The 23,182-nt window shown below is 50.3% G+C and carries 26 protein-coding genes and 3 tRNA genes; 14 read left to right on the forward strand and 15 right to left on the reverse strand.

Going from position 1 to position 23,182, the window contains the following annotated elements; genetic code table 11:
* Positions 1-312 carry an ATP-dependent Clp protease adapter ClpS gene (gene clpS, locus DBY90_RS05200; RefSeq protein WP_107986652.1) on the reverse strand — a complete coding sequence of 104 codons (312 nt, stop codon included), beginning with the start codon at positions 310-312 and terminating at the stop codon, positions 1-3.
* A gap of 312 nt (positions 313-624) precedes the next feature.
* Between clpS and DBY90_RS05210 the strand changes: the two genes are divergently transcribed.
* A complete protein-coding gene (locus DBY90_RS05210; RefSeq protein ID WP_002217533.1) occupies positions 625-828 on the forward strand; it encodes a cold-shock protein in 204 nt (67 codons plus the stop codon).
* Between the two features lie 82 nt (positions 829-910).
* Complete coding sequence (locus DBY90_RS05215) at positions 911-1,135, forward strand: branched-chain amino acid ABC transporter (protein ID WP_107986654.1); 225 nt, start codon at positions 911-913, stop codon at positions 1,133-1,135.
* A gap of 67 nt (positions 1,136-1,202) precedes the next feature.
* Here DBY90_RS05215 and DBY90_RS05220 read toward each other — a convergent pair whose 3' ends face one another.
* The 13 genes from DBY90_RS05220 to DBY90_RS05280 form a co-directional block, all read right to left on the reverse strand.
* Positions 1,203-1,562: a SpoIIAA family protein gene (locus DBY90_RS05220; RefSeq protein ID WP_016687463.1), complete on the reverse strand. Its 360-nt coding sequence runs from the start codon at positions 1,560-1,562 to the stop codon at positions 1,203-1,205.
* A 23-nt stretch (positions 1,563-1,585) separates the two neighbouring features.
* Positions 1,586-2,479: a DMT family transporter gene (locus DBY90_RS05225; protein WP_107986656.1), complete on the reverse strand. Its 894-nt coding sequence runs from the start codon at positions 2,477-2,479 to the stop codon at positions 1,586-1,588.
* Positions 2,480-2,597: 118 nt separating this feature from the next.
* Positions 2,598-3,215 (reverse strand): PAQR family membrane homeostasis protein TrhA, encoded by a 618-nt coding sequence (gene trhA / locus DBY90_RS05230; RefSeq protein ID WP_070491590.1) that lies wholly within the window; start codon positions 3,213-3,215, stop codon positions 2,598-2,600.
* A gap of 334 nt (positions 3,216-3,549) precedes the next feature.
* Positions 3,550-6,111: a [protein-PII] uridylyltransferase gene (gene glnD / locus DBY90_RS05235; protein WP_070491288.1), complete on the reverse strand. Its 2,562-nt coding sequence runs from the start codon at positions 6,109-6,111 to the stop codon at positions 3,550-3,552.
* A 51-nt stretch (positions 6,112-6,162) separates the two neighbouring features.
* Positions 6,163-6,480 (reverse strand): helix-turn-helix domain-containing protein, encoded by a 318-nt coding sequence (locus DBY90_RS05240; protein WP_070491290.1) that lies wholly within the window; start codon positions 6,478-6,480, stop codon positions 6,163-6,165.
* A gap of 360 nt (positions 6,481-6,840) precedes the next feature.
* Positions 6,841-7,413 carry a 50S ribosomal protein L25/general stress protein Ctc gene (locus DBY90_RS05245; protein ID WP_019270895.1) on the reverse strand — a complete coding sequence of 191 codons (573 nt, stop codon included), beginning with the start codon at positions 7,411-7,413 and terminating at the stop codon, positions 6,841-6,843.
* Positions 7,414-7,479: 66 nt separating this feature from the next.
* Positions 7,480-8,463, reverse strand: coding sequence for a ribose-phosphate pyrophosphokinase (locus tag DBY90_RS05250; RefSeq protein WP_016687469.1), 984 nt, complete (start codon positions 8,461-8,463; stop codon positions 7,480-7,482).
* Between the two features lie 244 nt (positions 8,464-8,707).
* Positions 8,708-8,783: transfer RNA gene (locus tag DBY90_RS05255), tRNA-Gln, on the reverse strand.
* Positions 8,784-8,794: 11 nt separating this feature from the next.
* Positions 8,795-8,870: transfer RNA gene (locus tag DBY90_RS05260), tRNA-Gln, on the reverse strand.
* Between the two features lie 11 nt (positions 8,871-8,881).
* A tRNA-Gln gene (locus DBY90_RS05265) sits at positions 8,882-8,957 on the reverse strand.
* A gap of 6 nt (positions 8,958-8,963) precedes the next feature.
* Entirely contained in the window at positions 8,964-9,809 is an 846-nt protein-coding gene (ispE, locus tag DBY90_RS05270) for a 4-(cytidine 5'-diphospho)-2-C-methyl-D-erythritol kinase (protein ID WP_107986658.1), read from the reverse strand.
* A gap of 27 nt (positions 9,810-9,836) precedes the next feature.
* Positions 9,837-10,424, reverse strand: a complete 588-nt coding sequence (gene lolB / locus DBY90_RS05275) for a lipoprotein insertase outer membrane protein LolB (protein ID WP_107986660.1) — start codon at positions 10,422-10,424, stop codon at positions 9,837-9,839.
* A gap of 53 nt (positions 10,425-10,477) precedes the next feature.
* A complete protein-coding gene (locus DBY90_RS05280; RefSeq protein WP_107986662.1) occupies positions 10,478-12,337 on the reverse strand; it encodes a tetratricopeptide repeat protein in 1,860 nt (619 codons plus the stop codon).
* A gap of 174 nt (positions 12,338-12,511) precedes the next feature.
* Here DBY90_RS05280 and DBY90_RS05285 point away from each other — a divergent pair, with 174 nt between their 5' ends.
* The 8 genes from DBY90_RS05285 to DBY90_RS05325 all read left to right on the forward strand — a co-directional run bounded on the left by DBY90_RS05285 (position 12,512) and on the right by DBY90_RS05325 (position 19,315).
* A complete protein-coding gene (locus DBY90_RS05285; protein WP_192831509.1) occupies positions 12,512-13,129 on the forward strand; it encodes a CoA pyrophosphatase in 618 nt (205 codons plus the stop codon).
* Positions 13,130-13,323: 194 nt separating this feature from the next.
* Positions 13,324-14,187, forward strand: coding sequence for a UTP--glucose-1-phosphate uridylyltransferase GalU (galU, locus tag DBY90_RS05290; protein ID WP_070491298.1), 864 nt, complete (start codon positions 13,324-13,326; stop codon positions 14,185-14,187).
* A gap of 116 nt (positions 14,188-14,303) precedes the next feature.
* Positions 14,304-15,047, forward strand: a complete 744-nt coding sequence (locus tag DBY90_RS05295; RefSeq protein WP_070491300.1) for a pseudouridine synthase — start codon at positions 14,304-14,306, stop codon at positions 15,045-15,047.
* A gap of 439 nt (positions 15,048-15,486) precedes the next feature.
* Entirely contained in the window at positions 15,487-16,404 is a 918-nt protein-coding gene (gene ubiA, locus DBY90_RS05300; protein WP_107986664.1) for a 4-hydroxybenzoate octaprenyltransferase, read from the forward strand.
* A gap of 282 nt (positions 16,405-16,686) precedes the next feature.
* The gene (gene ptsN, locus DBY90_RS05305; RefSeq protein WP_003743926.1) at positions 16,687-17,136 is read left to right on the forward strand and encodes a PTS IIA-like nitrogen regulatory protein PtsN; all 450 of its coding nucleotides are present in this window, start codon (positions 16,687-16,689) and stop codon (positions 17,134-17,136) included.
* A gap of 3 nt (positions 17,137-17,139) precedes the next feature.
* A complete protein-coding gene (hprK, locus tag DBY90_RS05310; protein WP_107986666.1) occupies positions 17,140-18,102 on the forward strand; it encodes an HPr(Ser) kinase/phosphatase in 963 nt (320 codons plus the stop codon).
* On the forward strand, positions 18,083-18,937 hold the full coding sequence (gene rapZ, locus DBY90_RS05315; protein WP_070612983.1) for an RNase adapter RapZ: 855 nt from the start codon (positions 18,083-18,085) through the stop codon (positions 18,935-18,937). Before hprK ends, rapZ begins: the two co-directional genes overlap by 20 nt.
* Positions 18,938-19,084: 147 nt before the next feature.
* A complete protein-coding gene (locus DBY90_RS05325; RefSeq protein WP_045074321.1) occupies positions 19,085-19,315 on the forward strand; it encodes a hypothetical protein in 231 nt (76 codons plus the stop codon).
* Here the strand turns inward: DBY90_RS05325 and DBY90_RS13125 are convergent.
* Positions 19,312-19,467, reverse strand: a complete 156-nt coding sequence (locus tag DBY90_RS13125; protein ID WP_003776816.1) for a hypothetical protein — start codon at positions 19,465-19,467, stop codon at positions 19,312-19,314. The genes DBY90_RS05325 and DBY90_RS13125 overlap by 4 nt on opposite strands.
* A gap of 3 nt (positions 19,468-19,470) precedes the next feature.
* On the opposite strand from DBY90_RS13125, the gene ylqF reads away from it, so the two are divergent.
* The 4 genes from ylqF (at position 19,471) to DBY90_RS05345 (ending at position 23,168) form a co-directional block, all read left to right on the forward strand.
* Complete coding sequence (gene ylqF, locus DBY90_RS05330) at positions 19,471-20,412, forward strand: ribosome biogenesis GTPase YlqF (protein WP_070440545.1); 942 nt, start codon at positions 19,471-19,473, stop codon at positions 20,410-20,412.
* Between the two features lie 168 nt (positions 20,413-20,580).
* Positions 20,581-21,717 (forward strand): succinyl-diaminopimelate desuccinylase, encoded by a 1,137-nt coding sequence (gene dapE, locus DBY90_RS05335; RefSeq protein WP_107986668.1) that lies wholly within the window; start codon positions 20,581-20,583, stop codon positions 21,715-21,717.
* A 236-nt stretch (positions 21,718-21,953) separates the two neighbouring features.
* Positions 21,954-22,304 (forward strand): VOC family protein, encoded by a 351-nt coding sequence (locus DBY90_RS05340; RefSeq protein WP_199904695.1) that lies wholly within the window; start codon positions 21,954-21,956, stop codon positions 22,302-22,304.
* 108 nt (positions 22,305-22,412) lie between these two features.
* Positions 22,413-23,168 carry a methylated-DNA--[protein]-cysteine S-methyltransferase gene (locus DBY90_RS05345; protein WP_107986670.1) on the forward strand — a complete coding sequence of 252 codons (756 nt, stop codon included), beginning with the start codon at positions 22,413-22,415 and terminating at the stop codon, positions 23,166-23,168.
* Positions 23,169-23,182: the final 14 nt, after the last annotated feature.

The following is a 23,182-nucleotide window of genomic DNA, read 5'->3' on the forward strand; positions in this document are numbered from 1 at the left end:
TTAAATCTCCTCGACAATACATTGCAGCGGATGCCCTTCGGCTTTTGCCCGCTGCATGACTTGTTGTTGTTTGGTTTGGGCGATGTCCCGTGTGTAAGTGCCGCACAAGCCTTTGCCTTCGTGATGAACCAAGAGCATCACCGCCACCGCCTGCTCCTGTCCGAGCATAAAGATTTCGGTCAGGATTTCGACGACAAATTCCATCGTGGTGTAATCGTCGTTCAGCAAAAATACGCCGTAACGTTTCGGCGGGGAGGTCTTTTGGTCGCTTAAAAGTGTATCGGATTCGTGATGTGTGTTTGGGTTGTTCATAAATATTTTGGCTTTGCACAAGAGGGTTTGTTTTCAGACGACCTTGTGGAGGGTTTGATACCAAATGAATCTATAAATAAAGTGATTATAAGGTTTATTTCGATTTCTGTTGTATTTTGGTCGGTTTCCGCCATTTTCGCACTTTTTCCCTTATATGGCTTGACGTTTTGACTTAACAAATGTAAAAAGACGGTTAAGCAGAAGCCGGCATTCGACCAAGTATATAAAGCTAGGGAGAAACGCTGAACGTTTAAGTTTGCTGTATGCCTTATTTTGCTGATTTTGTTAATTTTTAAGTATAGGAAGTTTCTAATGGCAACCGGTATCGTAAAATGGTTTAACGACGCTAAAGGTTTTGGTTTCATCACTCCTGACGAAGGTGGCGAAGATCTGTTCGCTCACTTCTCAGCGATCAACATGGAAGGTTTCAAAACCCTGAAAGAAGGCCAACGCGTGTCTTTCGACGTAACCACCGGCCCTAAAGGCAAACAAGCTGCTAACATTCAGGCTGCTTAATTAAATGCACGGCTTATGCCGTAGAATGATGGCGGGATTGATTCCCCGCCATTTTTTATTGGCTATGAGAAACGGAATCCATATGGCAGAAGACAAACAAAATACCGCCTACGAAAACGCCCTGCGGCAGTTGGACGAACTCATCACGCATCTGCGCAGCAGCGGAGAAGTCAGCTGCGCGGTGGCGGAACAAGAAGACCTGATGCTGATACGGCTTGCCGATTTGAAAATCGATTTGAGGCCGAGTGATGAAAAGGCGATAGCGGATATCGACCGGTTTTACCGCCGCCATTTAGGGGGCAAGTAAAAACAGTTTCAGGTTTTGGGAAATAAAAAATAAACGGCACGCCTTGGCGTGCCGTTTATTTTCGAGATTAAGGTTTAAGGTTGCTTGCCAGCAGCCATTCTTGAGCCTTTGTGGCATCATCGAAATATTTGGGGTGTTGGTTGGTCAAGAGGCTGGAGAGGCGCGCGCCGAGTTTGATCCAGATGTCGTCTGTAATGACGGCAACCCGGCCAAAGTCGTTTTCGTGTTGATTGAGGAATTTTATTTGTTCCACCGCCATATCGATGGTGAAATCTTTCAGCATGGACAAATCCAAAAGTATGTCGGGAAGGTGGATTTTTTGTTTGCTTTCCAACAGGGCGGATTCGAGTTGGCGGAAGTCGTCCAACGTAAACTCGTTGTACAACGCTACATTCAAACCATAAGACTGCTCTCGGATGGAAATCATCATGCTCTCCTTGTTTGAGGACGTTAATGTCCGGAAAACCATTTTTTAATCGCAACCGGCCGGATACCGCTCAATACGCCGCTTGCTACAATAATAATCATACCAAAGGTTTCCTGCCAAGTAACGCTATCTCCTAAAAACATTACGCCTGACAATGCGGAGAAAACGACAGTCAGGTAGGAAAGTGAAGCGACAGTGAATTTGTTGCCGACTTTATAAGCGCGGGTCATGCAGAGTTGGGCGATTGTCGCGGACAGTCCGATACCTGCCAAGTAAGGCAGCGCCTCGGCAGATAAAGAATGCCAGCCGGTCAGCGTCGCCCAAACTGACGACATGGCGACGCCGGTTACCGACAGATAAAACACGACCCGCCAGCCCGGTTCGCCAAGCAGGGACAATTCGCGTACCTGCAAATACGCCCAGCCCGACATCGCTCCGCCTGCCAAGCCTGCCAATGCGGCAATTTCTTGTCCGCCTTTGAATGAAGGGTTTAGCAGTAGGACGACGCCGATAAAGCCAAATACCAATATTGCCTGCGTATAAAATGCAATCCGTTCTTTTAAAATCAAAAATGAGAACACGGCCAAAAAAATCGACGAGGTGTAGCTTAAGGTTACGCCTGTTGCCAGCGGCAGGTGGGTAACGGCATAAAACAGGCACAACATCGCCGCTGTGCCGATGACGCTGCGGTTGAGGTGGATTTTCCAATACCGTGTGGCAAATGTGTCTCCCCGCATTTTCGCTATGGCGGCAAGCATGACGGCTGCAAAACTCATGCGCCAGAAAACCAATTCGCCGCTGCTGAAGCCGAATTTTCCCGCTGCCGCTTTGATGCAGAGGTTCATGACGGTAAAACCGAGTGTGGCGATGATAATCCATGCGGAACCGAGCGGATCCTTAGTCGCGGTTTGGTTCATTTTGATATTAACGGATAGATGGGGCGTTCATTATAGTGATGTAGGAGTCTTTGGGGAATAAATATTCAAAAAGGTCGTCTGAAAAGTATATCTTGTTTTCAGACGACCTTTTGACGGATTAAAGAACATAGAAATAAATACAGAGAAACTGCGCTATACTGCCGCCTAGGACGAATAGATGCCAGATGCCGTGTCCGTGTTTGATTTTGGCATCATTAACAAACCAATAAATGCCTGCGCTGTATAAAATACCGCCCAACGCCAGCCAAAACAGCCCGGCAAAGGGAAGGGTGCGTACCAGTGGTGATACGGCAACCAAAATCAGCCAACCCATAATGACGTAAATCATCATGGAGAGCAGCCGTTTTTCGCTTTTCCTGCCGATAGTCAGTTCTTGAATAATGCCGAAGAGTGCCAAGCTCCAGGATACGCCGAACAATGACCACCCCCAGCTGCCTTTAAGGGGTATCAGCGTAAACGGGGTATAGCTGCCCGCAATCAGCAGGTAAATCATGCAGTGGTCCACTTTTTGCAAAATTGCTTTGATTTTGGGCTGAGGAATGCTGTGGTAAAGCGTGGAGCCAAGATAGAGCAGGATCAGGCAGATGCCGTAGGTGAGTGCCGAAGCAAGTTGGTAGGGACCGTTTGCCTTGACTGTCATCAGCACTAATGCCGCCACTGCGAGCATCGAGCCTGCCAAATGGCTGTACGCATTGAAACGTTCACCGTGATACATAAGAGTAGTTCTCATTTCTTTAGGTGTAGAAAGTGTACGCGAAAGGCAAAGGCGGGGCTAGGATAAAAGGATAAAGATAAGTTAAGGTCGTCTGAAAAAACAAATTGTGGTTTCAGACGACCTTTTGATGTGTAGAGAGTCATTTATGCTGGATTCGAATAGAGAAAAAACCGTATGTGCGATTGCCTGTTGCCTCAGTTGGATTCATATCTCCAAGCAGAACAAAAGAAATAGGTTCTTGATTGAAAGCTGTTTCAAAACCAAAAACAGAGGTCGTCTGAAAGCTGAAAACAGGTTTTCAGACGACCTCTTACTTTTCCTTTAAATCCAAACATCACACCGACAATTGTTCCAACAAAGCCTGTTTCAAAGACGACTGCGTTTTCGGGTTTTTCAAATCGGGGCTGAAGACGATGAAGCTGTCTTCGACGCGTTCGTCCAGCGTGGAGATTTTGGCGTAGCGCAGGCTGACGTTGTGGGCGAAGAAGACTTCCGCCATGTCGGCGAGCAGGAAGGGGCGGTTGACGGCGGTGATTTCGACGGAGTACCAGTCGGGATAGTCTTCTTCGGGGGTAATGGTGATGCTTGGCGCAATCGGCATGTAGCGGCTGCGGCGGCTGATGCGGCGGCTGTGGCTTTGGGTTTCGGCAACGGTGTGGCCGTGGATAAAGCTGTTGAGTTCGGCTTCGAGCGCGCTTTGAATGTCGGGATAGTCTTCGGGGGCGTGCTGCGAGGGGATTTGCACGATGAAGGTGTCGAGGATGTAGTCGTGTTCGGTGATAAAGGCGCGGGCAGCGAGAATGTCGAAGCCGTGGCGGCTGAAGATGCGGCAGAGGCGGGCGAACAGGCGCGGGCCGTTGGGCATGAAGACCATGACTTGAAAGCTGTCGCTCTTGGGCAGGATGCGGCTGCGGACGATGGGGGTTTCAAAGTCGTGTACGAGGTTTGCGGCGTGCCACAGGATTTCGCGGGACTGATGGCGGGCGAAATAGGCGGAACCGAGCGCGTTCCATAGTTTTTTCTGCTGTTTTTCGGGGACGGCGGCGCGGGTGAGCAATTCGGCGGCTTCTTGTTGGCGGCGGCCGAAGAGGGCGTGCGGGTTGCCGCCGTTGCCTGCGAGGTAGCGGCCGGCGGCATGGAACAGGCTTTCCAACAGGCTGGCGCGCCATGCGTTCCAGAGTTTGGGATTGGTGCCGCGGATGTCGGAAATGGTCAGAAGGTAGAGTGCGCTGAGGCGTTCGTGGGTTTGCACGCGTTTGCAGAAGGCATCGAGTACGTCGGGGTCTTGGATGTCTTCTTTTTGGGCGACGGTGGACATAAGAAGGTGGTTTTCGATCAGCCAGGCGAGCAGGTCGCTTTCTTCTTCGGTCAGGAAGTGGTCGGCGGCAAATTGGCGCGCGTCTGCGATGCCTTGTATGGCATGGTCGCCGCCGCGTCCTTTGGCGATGTCGTGGAAGAAGGCGGCAAGATAAAGGATGTCTTGCTTTTCAAAGGACTGCATCAGCGCGGAGGCGTAGGGCAGCTCGTGGCTGTGCATGTCTAGGGCAAGGCGGCGGACGTTGCGGACAACGGCGAGAATGTGGTCGTCTACGGGATAGATGTGGAACAGGTCATGTTGGAGCAGACCGACAATTTTTTCCCATTCGGGCAGATAGCGGCCCAATACGCCGTAAAGGTTGAGAAAGCGCAGGGTTTGGGTCAGTCCGTTGCCGCTGCGGAAAAAGCCTGCGAAGCGGCGGCGGTTTTCGGGATTTTTGTAAAAGTTGCGGTTGATTTTGCGCGTCGCGCCCCACCATGCGCGCAGGGTTTGCGGTTCGAGTGCGGTAATGTCGTTGCGCTGCTGCATGATTTCGACGATTTTGAAAATGTGTTCGGGTCGTCTGAAAAAAATATCGGTGTGCCGCGCGGCGATTTGGTTGTTCACTTGGATGTAGTCGTCGTCAATCCGCAGGGTAACGCGCATCGGCGTGGAGGAAACGCGGCTTTGCAGCATGGGCGTGAGGATGCCGCTCAGTTGTTTGACGGTTTTAATCGCGCGGTAAAACACGCGCATCAGTTCTTCGCTTTGACGGCGGAGGTTCAAGCCGTCATAACCCATGCTTTCGGCGACTTGCGGCTGCAAATCGAACAGCAGGCGGTCTTCGGCGCGCTTCGCGTTTAAATGCAGATGGATGCGGATGTGGGCGAGGCGGCGGTAGCCGTGTGAAAGCATACCGGCTTCGGTGCGCGTCAGAATGCCTTGTTGTACCAACGCAGGAAGATTGGCCGCCAAACCTTGCGCTTTCGCTATCCAAAGCAGGGTGTGGATGTCGCGCAGACCGCCCGGACAGCTTTTGATGTTCGGCTCCAACACCGCCCCCGAGCCTTGCGATTTGGCATGGCGGTGTTCCATCTCCACCAGTTTTGCCTCGATAAACGCCGCTACATTGCGTTGCGTGTTCATTTTTTCCGTCAACTCGTCTGCTGTCTGGCGGTTGCCGAACAAAAAACGAGCCTCTAAAAACGCCGTATCCCCCGTAATATCATCGCGCACGCTTTCACACAGTTCGTCAACACTGCCGCTTTTGACTGACGGCGCAAGTTTCATGTCCCACAAATCCTGCACAAAAGCCGCGATTTTCTCTTGGAGGTCGTCTGAAACGGTTTCAGACGACACGACCGCCAAATCTAAATCAGAATAAGGATACAGCTCGCCGCGCCCGAAGCCACCGGTTGCCATCAGGCATAAACCGCTGTTTTGGAAATGTTTGTCCCAAAGTGCCGCCAGCAAGGTTTCGACTGCCGCCGTATATTCCCTGAAAAATACCGATACGCGGTTGGCTTTCAAATAATGCACTTCGGCGGCATCACGTTGCTGTTTGAAGGTTTCCAATGCTGAAGACAGGTTTGCAGACATTTTTTATTCTTTCGAGTTATGGAGAGCGTAAGGCTAAAGGTGGTTCGGCGGTCAAATATCGTTTTCAGACGACCTTCGTTGGGTATCGGAGGGATTGGTCATCAGGTTTAGCAATTCTTGTGGCGGCAGCAGCAACTGATACGCCGCCACGCCCAAAGCCGTCGCCATCTTTTCAATATTCGACAGCGCAATGTTCCAGCGTTTGCGCTCCACAGCCGATACATAAGTCCTGTCCAAACCGCATTGCCGCGCCAACTCTTCCTGAGACCAACCCTTATTCACGCGGAAAAGCCGCATGTTGTACGCCAATACTGCCCGTAAATTCTGCTCGTCAGGCAATTCGGCAGGCGGAGTCAATTTATTGCTCATGATTTTGCTTTCGGATAAAAGTTTAAATTAAAGGATTTGCTGTTACGGATTTTACTTCACATAAAAGCCAAAAAAAAGGGGTGGCAACAGCCACACCCAAACACACACACATCAAGAGGAAAGAGATAGAGAGTATTAAATCAAAGCAGATATTTCATCTACTTATCAGAAAATCTTTAAAGGATTTTGAGAAATGTCGTCTCAGTTCCAATGTCAGCGATTATAAATGAAACTCAATTTGGAGCTTTGATTCAAATCAAGTCTGAAGGCTATTTATAAAATATATTTTTCAAATAGATTATTTTAATAATAATATAAAAACCGCACCATTCGGTGCGGTTTTTATTTCCACATAAGGAATTAGCGTTTTTTACCGGTAACGGTAGCAACCGCCAAGTTTTCGTTACGTTTCAGAGAAACGCTTTCTACACCTTCAGGTAGTTGAATGTCAGACAGGTGAAGGATGTCGCCGGCAACGACTTTAGCGCAGTCCAGATCCAAGTAAGCAGGGATGTTGGCAGGCAAAGCAACCACTTCAACAGTAGTGTTCAACAGGGATACGCGACCGCCTTGCAGTTTAACGGCTTGAGAGCTTTCAGCATTAACAATGTGCAGAGGAACGCGGATGCGTACAGGTTGGTCGGCTTTCACAGCTTGGAAGTCGATATGTTGAACTTCGCGACGGAACGGGTGCATTTGGAAATCGCGGACGATAACGTCTTTGGTTTCACCGTTCAGAGACAGTTTGATCAGTGCTGTGTGGAAAGATTCTTTTTCCAATGCGTAGAATACGGTTTTGTGATCCACAGCAATTGCAACGGGCTCTTGACCTTCACCGTACAAAATGCCGGGGATTTGGCCTTCGCGACGCAGGCGGCGGCTCGCACCAGTGCCTTGTGCTTCACGAACAGAGGCTTGAATTTCATAAGTCATGTTAAATACTCCAAATTAAATAAAACTACCGTCATCGGCCGCGACCAGCTTAAGACGGCTTCGGGGTTATGGCAGCAACATGCTGCCTGTCATCACTTCTTCATTGAAAAGATATGAGACGGATTCTTCATTGCTGATGCGGCGGACTGTTTCAGCCAAAAGACCGGCAATCGTCACTTGACGGATACGGTCGCATTGTTTGGCCGCTTCAGACAGAGGGATGGTGTCGGTAACGACAACTTGGTCAATTTCAGACGAGGCGATACGGCTGACTGCCTCTCCTGAGAATACGGCATGGCTGGCATAAGCCAAGACACGCTCCGCTCCGCGCTCTTTCAAAGCGACGGCAGCTTTACACAGCGTATTCGCAGTATCAATCATGTCATCGACAATTAGACAGGTACGACCTTGGATGTCGCCAATAATGTTCATAACTTCCGCTACATTGGCTTTCGGGCGGCGTTTGTCGATAATCGCCAAATCGGCATTTAATGATTTTGCCACAGCACGGGCACGGACTACGCCACCGATATCCGGGCTGACTACGGTCAGGTTTTCAATCCGCTGCTGTTTGATGTCATTCAACAGAATAGGAGTGGCATAGATGTTGTCGACAGGGATATCAAAGAAACCCTGAATTTGGTCGGCATGCAAATCAACAGTCAAAACGCGGTCGATACCTGCCGAATACAACATATTCGCAACCAGTTTGGCGGAAATCGGAACGCGCACAGAACGCGGACGGCGATCTTGCCGTGCATAGCCGAAATAGGGAATTGCTGCGGTAATACGACCGGCTGAGGCGCGCTTCAGCGCATCAGCCATAGTAAGGATTTCCATCAGGTTGTCGTTGGTTGGAGCGCAAGTAGGCTGGAGGATGAAAACATCACGACCACGAACGTTTTCCATCAATTCGACAGCAATTTCGCCATCTGAGAATTTGGATACTGTAGCCTCGCCCAATGAAATATCCAAGTGTTTGACAACACGTTGTGCCAATTCCGGATTTGCATTACCGGTAAATACCATCAAACTGTCGTATGCAGCCATATCTTCACCTGATTTTATGTTTAACTTCCGCTCAGAAAACGTCATGCTTCCCTCTGCTTTATGTCTAAGACATTATGGGCGTTATTATACGCATAATGACCGGCATAGTGAATTAAATTTGTGGCGTGACATCGCTATCGCGCCTCATTTCAATCCAAATTTATCACTATAAAACAAAGTTTTTCAGCGGTATCATTGATTTTCAACATAAAAGAGCGTGTAAGGAAACTTACACGCTCTTATTTGGCTGGGGAGGAAGGATTCGAACCTTCGCATGCTGGAATCAAAATCCAGTGTCTTAACCGCTTGACGACTCCCCAATAAAGGGTGTTGGCTGGGGAGGAAGGATTCGAACCTTCGCATGCTGGAATCAAAATCCAGTGTCTTAACCGCTTGACGACTCCCCAACAAAGGGATTTGGCTGGGGAGGAAGGATTCGAACCTTCGCATGCTGGAATCAAAATCCAGTGTCTTAACCGCTTGACGACTCCCCAACTTTATCAAATCATTTGAAACAAAGGATGAACGTCTAAACCTTCAACACAATATGCTTCATATGATTGTGAAACTTGTTGGTATATATTGTTTGCTTCTTGCTGGCTATCCGTAGAGAGAAATATACACGCTCCAGATCCCGTCATTAATGCAGAACCATATTTGGATAATTCACAATAAGCTTTCCAAACTTCAGGATATTCCTCAAAAACAACAGCCTGCATATCATTCCTGAATGGCTGAAAAGAATGGAAAGTCGGCATTATGCTTGGTTTGGAATTTCGTGTCAAGTTCCTATGCGAGAAAATTTTGGGAGTGGAAACATGGGCCTTGGGTTTGATGACGACATACCACTGCTTCGGTATGTCGATAGGGGATAATTGTTCGCCTATTCCTTTGGCAAAGGCATTTTTGCCGAAAAGGAAGAAGGGAATATCTGCCCCCAGGGTCGCACCTAAATCAATTAACTGTTGTCGGGATAATCCGCATTCCCACCAATGGTTCAATACGGTGAGTACGGTTGCCGCATCCGAACTGCCTCCTCCCAAACCGGCGCCTGTCGGGATTTTTTTATCCAACCAAATTTCAACACCTGATTTTGAGTTAGTGTGTTTTTGCAGTAAAGATGCGGCACGGTATGCCAGGTCTTGTTCCGGTGGAATATTGCCTGTCGGTGTGTGGAGTATGATAAGGTCGTCTGAACGTGGTTTCAGATAAACGGTATCGCATAAGTCAATCAGGCAGAAAATGCTTTCTAGGTTGTGGTAGCCGTCTGCGCGTTTCCCGGTGATTCTGAGATCTAGGTTGAGTTTGGCAGGAGCAGGGAAGGCTTGTGCTTCGTTTGGAATCATTTTGTTTACGGTTGTCTGGCAAGATGGTTATTTTCTGGCGGCACATTGGGTTTGGGTGTCGCCCTCGGGATGATCGTCGAGGTTGTCAAATGCCAAACGTAGGGTAAGTTTCGGGCTTTCCAATAGGAGGGTTTTGGGTTTGCCGTTGCTGTTGAGTGTGCGGGAAATTGTCCAGTCGAATTGTTGCAGGCGGCTGTCCGGGAGCAGTTGGTATGGTGCGCCGGCTACACGCTTTCCGCTTGCCCAAATGTGCAGGTATTGGATGGGGAGTTCGAATCCCAATAGGCGGTTGCTAAGTTCTTGTGCCGTGGCGGCTTCATATGTACGGCCTTTGTTATCGACAGCCAATACGCCTTGATTATCTTGACACAACTGCCCTACGGTGCTGCCGATTGGGGTGTTGATGTTGATGGTTTGGACTTGGTTTTGGTATGTCCAATCGAAGTTGGCGTAAGAGCCTTTGCCTTCGAGTTTGACGGCGATTCGTCCTTCGGCAGAAAAATCGTTGACTGTTTCAGCCGGTTGCCAACCATTTTGCTGCGGGAACTCGGGGCGGGCGCAGGCGGTGATGAGGAGGGTTAGGGCGGCTGCGGATAATATATTGGTCTGTTTCATGATAAATCCTGTGCAGGGGAGGGTCGTCTGAAAAGTTTTCAGACGACCTGTTTTTATTTTGTTTTAGCGGAAGGGTGGTTTTTGCGCAGGGGAACGGGGATGTTGAATCGGCGCATGGTTTCTTTCAATAAACTGATGTCGCCTTCTTGTTTCAAACCTTCGGTCCAAACGGCTTTGGCATCTTCTTGCTTGCCAAGCTTCCACAAGACTTCGCCCAAATGCGAGGCGACTTCGGCGTCGGGATATTGCTCGAAGGCGTATTGCAGGTAGGGCAAGGCGGTTTCGGCATCGCCTTTCAGATAATATGCCCAACCGAGACTGTCGTTGACGGCGGGATTTTCCGGTTCAACCTGATACGCGGCCTGAATCAGTTTGAATGCTTCATTTAAATCATATTTCGGGGAAGAAAGCATGATGTAGCCTAGTGCGTTCATGCCGCTGGTGCTGTCGGGGGATATTTCCAACTGGCGGCGAAGGTCGGCAATGGCTTTGTCGCGCTCTCCAATTTTGTCGTAAACCATGGCGCGTTGATAGAGGATGTCGGGCAGCAGTTGGTTGGCATCAGGCTGTTTGGAAGCTTTTGCCATGAGTGTATTCAACTCTGATAGTGCTTTTTTAGGGTTGTCGTGTTTGGCGATGGCAAACAGGGAAACACGTTGCAATTCGCGCGCACCGAAAAAGCGTCCTTGCTGCTCGGGCAGTTTGAGCGCACGTTGTGCCAATTCCCACGCGGCTTTGCCGTTGCCTTGTTCGGCTTCGAGCGAAGCGCCGAGAACGGTTTTGTCGAAAATGTAATCCGCAGAATTGATTTTGCCGAGCCATTGTTTGGCCTTGACGTAATCTTTGGCATCGGCATAAGTCATGGCGCCGATCAGGGCGGCACGGCTTTGTTGTTGGCTTGTGCCGGATTGGTAGGCTTTTTCGAGGTAATGGTTGACAACGGATAAGTCATCTTTACGGCTGGAGGAGAGTATCGCAGCCTGGATAAACAAATCGGGCGAGGGGTTGTCTTCCAGTAACGTTTTCAGACGACTGTATGCCTTGTCGGGGCGGTGGTTGGCAACCAGGTTGGTGATTTCAAGCTCCTGCCATACGGATGACAGTTTGCGCGTGTCGGTTTGTTCGAAGAATCCGTTGAGGATTTCCGGACTGCGTTGCGCCATCAGGCGCAAGGTGAGCATGGTCGGAGGCAAGATTTCCGAATCCAGTTTGGCGAGCCTTTGCAGGGCGGCAATGGCATTTTTTTTCTTGCCGTCGTATGCGCTGTAAATGGCATCTGCAATCGCCGCTTCAGGCATTTCAGGGTATTTGAGTGTTTCTTTATGAACTTGTGCCGAGGCCTTTTCTGCCAAATCAGGCTGCTGGACGGCGGTTTGGGCCAGAAGTAGGAAAATACGGCGGTTTTGTTCTTCGGTAGCGCCTGCAAGGACTTCATCCAAGCCGCTGAGGTGTTTGTCGTTTTTTCCGAGTAGAAGGTCGCGTAGCCAAGTCATGCGTTTTTGCGCTGCACCCGGAACAGGTTCGATTTCCCGCCATTTTTGATAAATCAATTCGGCCTGTTCAAATGCATTGAGTGAAACCGCCATTTCCAATGCGCGTTCTGCTACGTCGGGTGATTTTGTGCGGTCGAGCATATGCATATAGGTGCCCAAAGCCATACCAGCATCCCCTTTTTGCAAAGCTATCTCGCCGCCTAAAAGCGTGAAAACTTTCCAAGCGCGATCGTTTGCAGCAATCAAGCGCTCTTGTTCGGCGAGCCTTGCTTCAGGCGTACGGCGGTTTTTTTTCTGAATGGTTTGGGATTGGATTTTAACTTCTGGTACAGATTCTTGTTTGGCGGCGATGGTTTGGGCAGAAAAAAGCAGCATGACGGCGGCTGTCAGTGTGCGGATATGGGACGGAGACAAAAACATGATAAGCCTTTATTCAAAAAAACGGACTGAAGCGCAGATAATCCGTCGTGAAAACAGCCGATACTTTATCACAAGCGCTTGTCTTTGTAGATTCGTGAGCTTTAAGCAACCGTAAACCTAATGTAATATTCTTTTTTCAGACGACCTATCAATCATTATTTTCGGAGTCTGTATATGGAGATGAGGCAGAACGATCTTGTGGATTTTTTCGGGCAGGCATTTCGTTATGCCAGCATAGCGCAAGAGGAACGAAACCGTTTTGTCCGGCAGGAAGGTAAAACAGCCGCCGTTTTGCTGGCAGTCGTTCGGCGGGAAGGGCGGTGGCAAATTGTGCTGACGCGTCGCGCCGACACCCTGCGACACCATACCGGGCAGATTGCTTTTGCCGGTGGCAGGTCAGACGAAGGGGATAAAGACTTTATTGTGACGGCATTGCGTGAAACTGAAGAGGAGACGGGGATTGCATCGCATTTTTGGCAGGTTTTTCCACCGTTGCCGCCTTATTACACGCCGTCCGGTTATGAAGTGCATCCGGTTTTGGCACTCTGTCCGGAAAATCCGCCAACTTGCGTCAATAGTGGGGAAGTGGCTGAAATCTTTTACTTGCCATTGGATTTTGCATTAGATATGGACAACTATAGCAGCCGCAGCTTCATCTATGAAGGCAATATGATCGCTACGCCTGTTTTGCCGTATTTGCATTACGATATTTGGGGATTAACTGCACTGATATTGTATGGGTTGGCAGAACGTTACCAGTATTATTGTGTCGATCGGAAGGGTATAAAGTGAAAATACGGATACAGGATTTTGCTGTGCTTTACGGTTGAGGTTGTTACAGTGAAATTATGTCATGATACAATTAACACATTGATGATTATTACAAAATCATTTTTTGTTTGATAATGTGGTCTGGGAATGAAGTCAATGAATTATTGTGCGCCCGGATAGCTGGTACTTTGAAATATAAAGTAAGAGGAAAGTTTATGAGACCGATTAAAAAAGCCGTTTTCCCCGTAGCCGGTATGGGTACGCGCTTTCTGCCTGCCACCAAAGCCAGTCCGAAAGAAATGCTGCCTATCGTCGATAAGCCGTTGATTCAATATGCGGTAGAAGAAGCAGTAGAAGCCGGTTGCACAGAAATGGTGTTCATTACAGGCCGCAACAAACGCAGTATCGAAGACCATTTCGACAAAGCCTACGAGCTGGAAACCGAGCTGGAAATGCGTCAAAAAGACAAGCTGCTGGAACACGTCAAAGACATCTTGCCTTCTAACATTACCTGCCTTTACATTCGTCAAGCCGAGGCTTTGGGTTTAGGACACGCCGTATTGTGTGCTCGTGCCGCAGTGGGCGACGAACCCTTTGCCGTTATTCTCGCCGACGACCTGATTGACGCGCCCAAAGGCGCGCTCAAGCAAATGGTCGATATCTACAATCAAAGCGGCAACAGCGTTTTGGGCGTGGAAACCGTTGATCCGTCACAAACCGGCTCTTACGGCATTGTAGAAGTGGAAAAATTAAACAGCTTTCAACGGATTACCAATATTGTAGAGAAACCGAAACCTGAAGAAGCACCGTCCAATCTTGCCGTTGTCGGCCGTTATATCCTGACTCCTCGCATTTTCAGCCTTCTGGAAAACCTGCCGCGCGGTGCAGGCAACGAAATCCAACTGACCGACGGCATTGCCCGCCTGTTGGATCACGAGTTCGTTCTCGCACATGCCTTCGACGGCAAACGCTACGACTGCGGCAGCAAACTGGGTTATCTCGAAGCTACCGTTGCCTACGGCTTGAAACATCCGGAAACCGGCGTGCAGTTCCGCGAACTCTTAAAACAATATTCTTAAGCCTGATCTAGTCTTGAAAAGATAAGGTCGTCTGAAAGAGTCTCTTGATTTCTTTTCAGACGACCTTTCCTATTGCAGTGATATAATCCGTTTTCTCTTTTAAATTCAGACATATTATGGACAATACATCCGAAGAAACCATGCGTCTTTCCAAGCGTATGGCGCAATTAGGCTTATGCTCGCGCCGCGAGGCAGACAGCTACATCGAGCAAGGCTGGGTCAAGGTCAACGGGCAAACCGCCGTACTCGGTCAGAAAGTAACCGAACGCGACCGCATCGACCTCAACCGGCAGGCGCATGAAAGACAGGCAGAGCGCGTTACCATCCTGCTCAACAAGCCCGTCGGCTACGTCAGCGCGCAGGCGGAAAAAGGCTACAAATCCGCTGCCGAGCTGATTACTGCGGACAACCGTTGGGAAGGCGACGACAGCCGCATTCCGTTCAGCGAAAAACACAAATTCGGCTTGGCGCCCGCCGGACGGCTGGACATCGATTCCGTCGGATTGCTGGTGTTGACGCAGGACGGGCGCATCGCCAAGCAGCTTATCGGCGAAAACAGCGGCAGTGAAAAAGAATATTTGGTGCGCGTGCGCGGCAAATTGGACGAAAAAGGGCTTGCCCTGCTTAACCACGGATTGAGTTTGGACGGCGAGAAACTGCGCCCCGCCAAAGTAGAATGGCAAAACGAAGACCAGTTGCGTTTCGTGTTGAAACAAGGCAAAAAGCGGCAAATCCGCCGTATGTGCGAACTTGTCGGTTTGCGTGTCGTCGGGCTGAAGCGGATTCGGATGGGTAAAGTCAAACTGGGCAAACTGCCGCCCGGAAAATGGCGTTATCTGCGGGCGGATGAGTCGTTTTAAACGTGTTAACCGCTGCTGCTTGCAGTACAATAGGAATAGGTCGTCTGAAAATTGTGGCACATTTTCAGACGACCTTGTTTTTGGGAAAACCGATTATTTGTTTTGTAATAAAGAAGGATTTTTTCGTATTAAATGGATGATTTAGGTAAGTTGGGTATGTGGTAGAAGAGTGGTGCTTTTAAAGTGATTTCTTATTGGTTTTTGAGTATTTTATTTTAGATGTTTGTATTGTATTTTCTAGAATCATTCCCAGACTTCCAAATAGCACCCTGTTTAATTTTTGTCATAAATGTTTAAATTTAATCATCATTGTTGAAAATTAGCTTATAATAGGCAAGTTTCCGTTGAAACAGTTACAAAAATTTTAATAAGGTAACGGCAAAGTCTGAAAAGGGATGCGAGGTTTGTCCGGGTTTGCCATAGAATTTAAATTACCTACATGAAGATAAGACGTTTTCTCCTACATTTTCTCAACCGCCACGCCGTTGCCCGCATTTTGGTATACGGCAAACTGATGCGCATCGACAAGCCTATCGGCACGTTGTTGCTGCTTTGGCCGACCTATTGGGCGTTATGGGTCGCTTCGGAAGGTCTTCCGCAAGCGGATATTTTTTGGGCGTTTACTGCCGGTACATTCTTTATGCGTAGCGCAGGCTGCGTGATCAACGACTTTGCCGACCGCAATTTTGACGGCTCGGTCGAGCGCACGAAAAACCGCCCCTTTGCCCGCGGGTTGGTTTCTAAAACGGAAGCGATTCTGCTGACCGTCATCCTCTGCCTGCTCGCCGCCCTCTGCATGACGCCGCTGAACCTGTTGACTTGGGTGATGAGCGTTCCCGCGCTGTTTCTGGCGATGACTTACCCCTTTACCAAACGTTTTTTCCCGCTGCCGCAGTTTTATTTGGGGCTGGCGTTTTCTTTCGGGATTCCGATGGCGTTTGCCGCCGTCCGCAGCGGCGTGCCTTCTACGGCGTGGCTGATGTTTACCGCCAATGCTTTATGGACGCTTGCCTACGACACGATTTATGCGATGGCGGACAAGGAAGACGATTTGAAAATCGGGATCAAAACTTCGGCAATCACGTTCGGCGATCACGATATTTCCGCTTCCATGCTCTGCCATTTTTGGTTTACCGCGCTGATGGCGGTATTGGGTGTGAAAATCGGCGCGACATGGCCGTATTGGATCATGCTGCCTGCGGTGGCGTGGCTGCAAATCGGTCAATACCATGCCATCAAAACCCGCGACCACCAGACTTGTTTTAAAGTGTTTTTGGATAACAATCATATCGGTCTGCTCTGGTTTTTGGGTCTGTCAGGGCATTATTTGTGGACTGTGGCTGCTACGCGGTTGTAAGGCAATAGGATGGATGAAACGTCGTCTGAAAAGGTTTTCAGACGACGTTTTGTGTTTTTGGGGAAGGGCGGATTGATGATGGCGCTGGGTTTTACCCGGTATCCGAACCTACTGCAAGCCATTTGTCGCCGTTTTCAGACGACCTTGTGTATGAGTTAAGAAATATCAAAGAAGCAGCGTTTCTTGTTAGCAATCTGAGTGTAAATTGCGTGTTCAGGATTGAGGTTTGTACAGACAGTCGGTACAATTCCATTTCATTTTGCCACATCAAAAGAGATTTCTATGAGCCTTATCGGCGAAATTTTGCCTTTGTCCCATATCGTTTTAGACTTGGAAGTCGGCAGCAAAAAACGCTTGTTTGAAGAAGCGGGCCTGCTGCTTGAACATGAAGCAGAATTACCTCACGGCGATGTCTTCGACTGCCTGTTTGCCCGCGAAAAGCTGGGTTCGACCGGCTTGGGGCAGGGCGTCGCCATCCCGCACGGCCGTCATGCCTGCGTGAAAAAAGCCACCGGCGCGTTTATCCGCACGAAAGAACCGGTCGCTTTCGATGCGCCCGACGGCAAACCCGTATCCCTGATTTTCACTTTGTTGGTGCCGGAAAATGCGACCGGCGAGCATTTGGAAGTCTTGTCCAAACTGGCGGGCAGGTTCTCGCAAAAAGCCGTCCGTGAAGCCTTGATGTCCGCAACCTCTGCCGAGGAGGTGCGCAAACTTCTGGCAGAAGAGTAAAGAATGCCCAGTATATCCGTCCGCCGCCTGTTTTCCGACAATCAGCACAAGCTCCAACTTGCTTGGGTGGCAGGCAATTCGGGTGCGGACAACCGCATCGGAGTAGAGGCCGACAAACCCGTTTTGGCGTTGGTCGGCCATTTGAATTTTATCCATCCCAATCAAATCCAAGTCGTCGGTGTTGCCGAAGCCGAATATCTCAAGCGCCTCGAATCGGGCGAGTTGAATTACGATTTCGGCGAACTCTTCGATATCCCCATGTCGCTGGTCATTGTTGCCAACGGTCTGGCGGTTTCGCCCAAATTGCGCGACTACTGCCATAAAAACGACATCCCGCTGCTGACTTCCAAGCTCGAAAGCCCGTATTTGATGGACGTGTTGCGGATTTATCTGCAACGCACGTTGGCGACCTCCATCGTCAAACACGGCGTATTCCTTGATGTATTTGAAGTCGGCGTGCTGATTACCGGTCATTCCGGCTTGGGTAAAAGCGAGTTGGCGTTAGAATTGATTTCGCGCGGACACAGTCTGATTGCCGATGATGCGGTCGAGCTGTTCCGTACCGGCCCCGAAACGCTCGAAGGCCGCTGCCCGCCGATGCTGCGCGATTTCCTTGAAGTGCGCGGTTTGGGCATACTCAACATTCGCCACATTTTCGGCGAAACTTCTATCCGTCCGAAAAAAATCCTCCAGCTGATCATCAACCTTGCCGCTGCCGACGACGATTACATGAAGCAGCTTGACCGCTTGAGCATACGCACGGAAACCGAGTCCATCCTCAATGTGAACGTCCGTTCCGTCACCCTGCCAGTCGCCGTCGGTCGAAACCTTGCGGTATTGGTGGAAGCGGCGGTGCGCAACTACATCCTCCAGTTGCGCGGCAAAGACAGCACCAAAGAATTCCTCGAACGCCATCAAACACAACTCAAAGAAAACGAACAAAACCATGAAAATCGTCCTGATTAGCGGATTGTCCGGCTCGGGTAAGTCCGTTGCCCTCAAGCAGCTCGAAGACCTCGGCTATTTTTGCGTGGACAACCTGCCGCTGGAAATGCTGCCCTCGCTGGTGCTGCACCACATCGAACGTGCCGATGAAACCAAACTCGGCGTGAGCGTCGATGTCCGTTCCGGCATCAATATTCAGGAAGCGCAAGAGCAAATCCAATACCTGCGCGATGAAGGGCATCAGGTCGAAGTATTGTTTGTTGAAGCAGAAGAAAGCGTGCTGGTGCGCCGTTTTTCCGAAACGCGGCGCGGCCATCCGCTGTCCGGATTGAGCCTTACCCTGTTGGAAAGCCTGCAAAAAGAACGCGAATGGCTGTTTCCGCTCAAAGACATTGCCTATTGCATCGACACATCCAAAATGAACGCGCAGCAACTGCGTTATGCCGTTCAACAATGGCTCAACATCGAACGCAGAGGGCTTTTGGTTATCCTCGAGTCTTTCGGCTTCAAATATGGAGTGCCGAACAACGCCGATTTTATGTTCGATATGCGCAGCCTGCCCAATCCCTATTACGATCCCGAGCTGCGCCCCTACACAGGCATGGACGCTCCCATTCAAGCGTATCTCGACCAGCAGCCCCTGGTGCAGGAAATGGTGGACGACATCGACCACTTTATGAACCACTGGCTCCCGCGCCTGCAAAAAGAAAGCCGCAGCTACGTAACCATCGCCATCGGCTGTACCGGCGGGCAGCACCGTTCCGTCTATGTTGTCGAAAAACTCGCCCAACGCCTGCAAGGGCATTACGAACTGCTGGTCCGCCACAGACAGGCGCACAACCTGTCCGGACGCTGATTCCCCTTTTCAGACGACCTTTTCGATATTTAGTGGATTAACAAAAATCAGGACAAGGCGACGAAGCCGCAGACAGTACAAATAGTACGGCAAGGCGAGGCAACGCCGTACTGGTTTAAATTTAATCCACTATAAAAGGAGAAACCCATGAAACACATCCTCACCCTCGCACTCGCCTGCACACTCGCCGCCTGCGCCACCGAAGTCCCCGCCTACCGCTGGCACCGCACCGGCGCAAGCGAATCCGAAGTTTCCCGTCAAATCAACGTTTGCAAATCACAAGCGCAACACGACGCCAAACACGGACGCGAATCCAAATCCCTTGAACAATGTATGGACGAAGCCGGCTACTACCGCTACGAACACGGCAACCTCTAAACCTTGAGCGCCCCAAACCAAAAGGTCGTCTGAAAAACCGCGAAGGCTTTCAGACGACCTTTGCACAGAAAACGGACAAACCTCAGGTCGTCTGAAAACACCGCCGAACCACTTTTCAGACGACCCCACCGCAAATCAGACAGAAAGAACAAAACATGGCAATCCAATGGTTTCCCGGCCACATGAACAAAGCAAAAAAAGCCATCGCCGAGCGCGCCAAAAGCGTCGACATGGTGATTGAAATGCTGGACGCACGAATGCCCGCCTCCAGCGAAAACCCCCTGCTAGCCCAGCTTTCTAAAGGCAAACCCAAACTCAAAATCCTCAACAAACAAGACCTTGCCGACCCCGAGCGCACCAAAATCTGGCTCGAACACTACAACAGCCGCCCCGACACCCGCGCCATCGCCCTCGACTCCTCCGAAACCGGCGCACATGGCAAAATCACCCAAGCCTGCCGCGCCATGATTCCCCACCGCCAAGGCATAGACAAACCCCTGCGCGTCCTCATCTGCGGCATCCCCAACGTCGGCAAATCCACCCTCATCAACGGCATGATAGGCAAAAAATCCGCCAAAACCGGCAACGAACCCGGCATCACCAAAGCTGAACAACGCCTCTTCCTCGCCGACGACTTCTGGCTCTACGACACCCCCGGAATGCTGTGGCCGAAAATCATCGTCGAAGAAGGAGGCTACAACCTCGCCGCCGGCGGCGCAGTCGGACGCAACGCGCTGGACGAAGAAGAAGTCGCCCTTGAGCTTTTAGACTACCTCCGCCGCCACTACCTCCCCATGCTGCAAGAACGCTACCAAGCCGACAAAGACCCCAGCAGCCACTGGGACGACAACTCATGGCTCGAGTGGATAGCCAAAAAACGCGGCGCAGTCCTCAGCGGCGGACGGGTCAACTACCAAAAAGCCGCGGAGAACATCCTCACCGACTTCCGCGAAGGCAAAATCGGCAGAATCACCCTCGAAACACCGAACCAATGGGAAACATGGCTCAAAAAAGCCCGTCAAAAAGAAGCCGAACTCAAAGCCGTGCGCGAAGCCAGAAAGGCAGAACGTAAAGGGCAGAAGCCTGTGGACGAGTAGGGCGGTATGGTGGGCTAAAATAGAAAATATCCGTGTCTCCATTTCCGCATAGGAATGAATTCAAGCATCGGACGCTCTATAATTTGCTATAAAAAGGTCGTCTGAAACCCGAAACTGATTTTCAGACGACCTGTTCCAAATATTCACAATCAACAAGAAAACCAAAAAATGACTGAAACCCAATCCCTAGAACTCGCCAAAGAATTGATTTCCCGCCCGTCCGTTACCCCCGACGACCGAGATTGCCAAAAACTGCTTGCCGAACGCCTGCATAAAATCGGTTTTGCGGCTGAAGAACTCCATTTCGGCGACACCAAAAACATCTGGTTGCGACGCGGCACGAAAGCTCCCGTCGTCTGTTTTGCAGGGCATACCGATGTTGTGCCGACAGGTCCTGTTGAAAAATGGGATTCGCCCCCGTTCGAGCCGACAGAGCGCGACGGAAGATTATACGGGCGCGGCGCGGCGGACATGAAAACCAGTATCGCCTGTTTCGTTACCGCCTGCGAACGCTTTGTTGCCGAACATCCCGATCACCAAGGCAGCATTGCGCTCCTGATTACTTCCGACGAAGAGGGCGACGCGCTGGACGGCACGACCAAAGTCGTCGATGTATTGAAAGCGCGCGACGAGCTTATCGACTACTGCATCGTCGGCGAACCGACCGCCGTGGACAAATTGGGCGATATGATTAAAAACGGCCGGCGCGGCTCGCTGTCGGGCAACCTGACCGTAAAAGGCAAGCAAGGCCATATTGCCTATCCGCATTTGGCAATCAATCCCGTGCATACTTTTGCCCCGGCCTTGTTAGAGCTGACGCAGGAAGTCTGGGACGAAGGCAACGAATACTTCCCGCCGACCAGCTTTCAAATTTCCAATATCAACGGCGGTACAGGCGCGACCAATGTCATTCCGGGCGAGCTGAACGTCAAATTCAATTTCCGCTTTTCCACCGAGTCCACCGAAGCAGGGCTGAAACAACGCGTCCATGCCATTTTGGACAAACACGGCGTGCAATACGATTTGCAATGGTCGTGTTCGGGGCAGCCCTTTCTGACCCAAGCGGGCAAACTGACCGACGTGGCACGCGCAGCCATCTCCGAAACCTGCGGCGTAGAGACCGAATTGTCCACCACCGGCGGCACTTCGGACGGACGCTTCATTAAAGCCATTGCGAAAGAACTCATCGAATTAGGCCCGTCCAATGCCACCATCCACCAAATCAACGAAAACGTGCGGCTGGACGATATTCCGAAGCTGTCGGCGGTGTATGAGGGGATATTGGCGCGGTTGTTAGCTGAATAAGGTCGTCTGAAAAGGGCAGAAGGGTATTACTCTGCCAAAATCGGCATATATTAAGGCAATGCCTTAAGGAACATCCTACGACGGTTCAATCAATTCTTTATCATAATAAGAATGGTGATGGATACCGGTACACATTTTCAGGAAGGTAGATTTTTATTAAGTCTTTTTATTGATAGGGCATTCCATTCAATTTTTTTAAGTGATATTGTGATACCAACTCGTTGATAAGGAGAAAAATGATGAAGTACGATAATTTTTTCTTTCCCGCAGACGATCTTGCTGCCAGTTGCCGCTTTTACCAAGAAGTGCTGGATTTGCCCGTTAAATTCGACTTTTCCGAAAACGGCATGGTTGCTTTTCGGGTAGGCGACGAAGAAGCCGCCATCATTCTCAAAGAGCGGAAAAAGTTTCCCGATATGACGCCTACCGTGTGGATTGAAGTGGAAGATGTGCAGGCAAAATATGCAGCGTTACAGGGTAGGAATATCCGTTTTCTAAGCGAACCTTTCCGCATTCGTACCGGATGGGCTGTGGAATTTATTGATCCGTCGGGTAATCGGTTGGGGTTTGTAGATTATCGGGAATAAAAATCTATGAAATAAAAACGGGGCGAGCTGTAGTATTGGCAAAGAAGCCGATAAATTGTTATAACAGGGAGGGTCATGCCTCCCTTTATTGTAAATAGATCTATACCTATGATTACCCTACCTTCTTTGAACGACCTTCCTTCAAAATGGAATGAAACCCGCGAGCGACTGGAAACCGACTTTTCAGACGACCTCGAAGCCCTGCTGCATGGACGTTTGACGGAACACGAAGCCAAGCAGTTCGAGCAGGATTTTATCGACCGCATCGGCTGCGCGCCTGAAGAATATGTCCGTATCCGCCGCGCCATCCGTTTGTTGGAAGCGCGTTACCCTGATAGCTCGAACGAACTGACCGCCGCCGCCATTGCTACGCCTTTGGGCGAGATGCTGGCAGTGTTCGGCGGTAAGGGCTTGTGTTTGCTGGAGTTTGTCGGGCAGAAACATATGGAGCAGGAAATTACCGCCGTCCAAAAAGCCTTGCGTGGACGGTTTGTGTTTCGGGAGGATGAGCGAACGCAACTTCTGCGGCAGGAATTGGACTTATACTTCAAGGGTCGTCTGAAAACCTTTGCCACGCCTTTGGAGCAGGTGGGAACCGAATTTCAAAAGCAGGCATGGGATGCACTCTTGGCGATTCCTTACGGCGAAACGCGCAGTTACAAGGAGCAGGCGCAGCGTTTGGGCAATCCCAAAGCAGTCCGTGCCGTTGCCGCCGCCAACGGGCAGAACAAAGTGTCCATCCTGATTCCCTGCCACCGCGTCATCGGCAGCGACGGCAAGCTGACCGGCTACGCAGGCGGCCTGAATCGCAAACAATCGCTGCTTGCTTTGGAGCGCGGCGAAGTTCAGACGACCTTGTTTTGATTTTGAGGTAGACA

The organism is Neisseria mucosa (assembly GCF_003044445.1).
Classification (GTDB): domain Bacteria; phylum Pseudomonadota; class Gammaproteobacteria; order Burkholderiales; family Neisseriaceae; genus Neisseria; species Neisseria mucosa_A.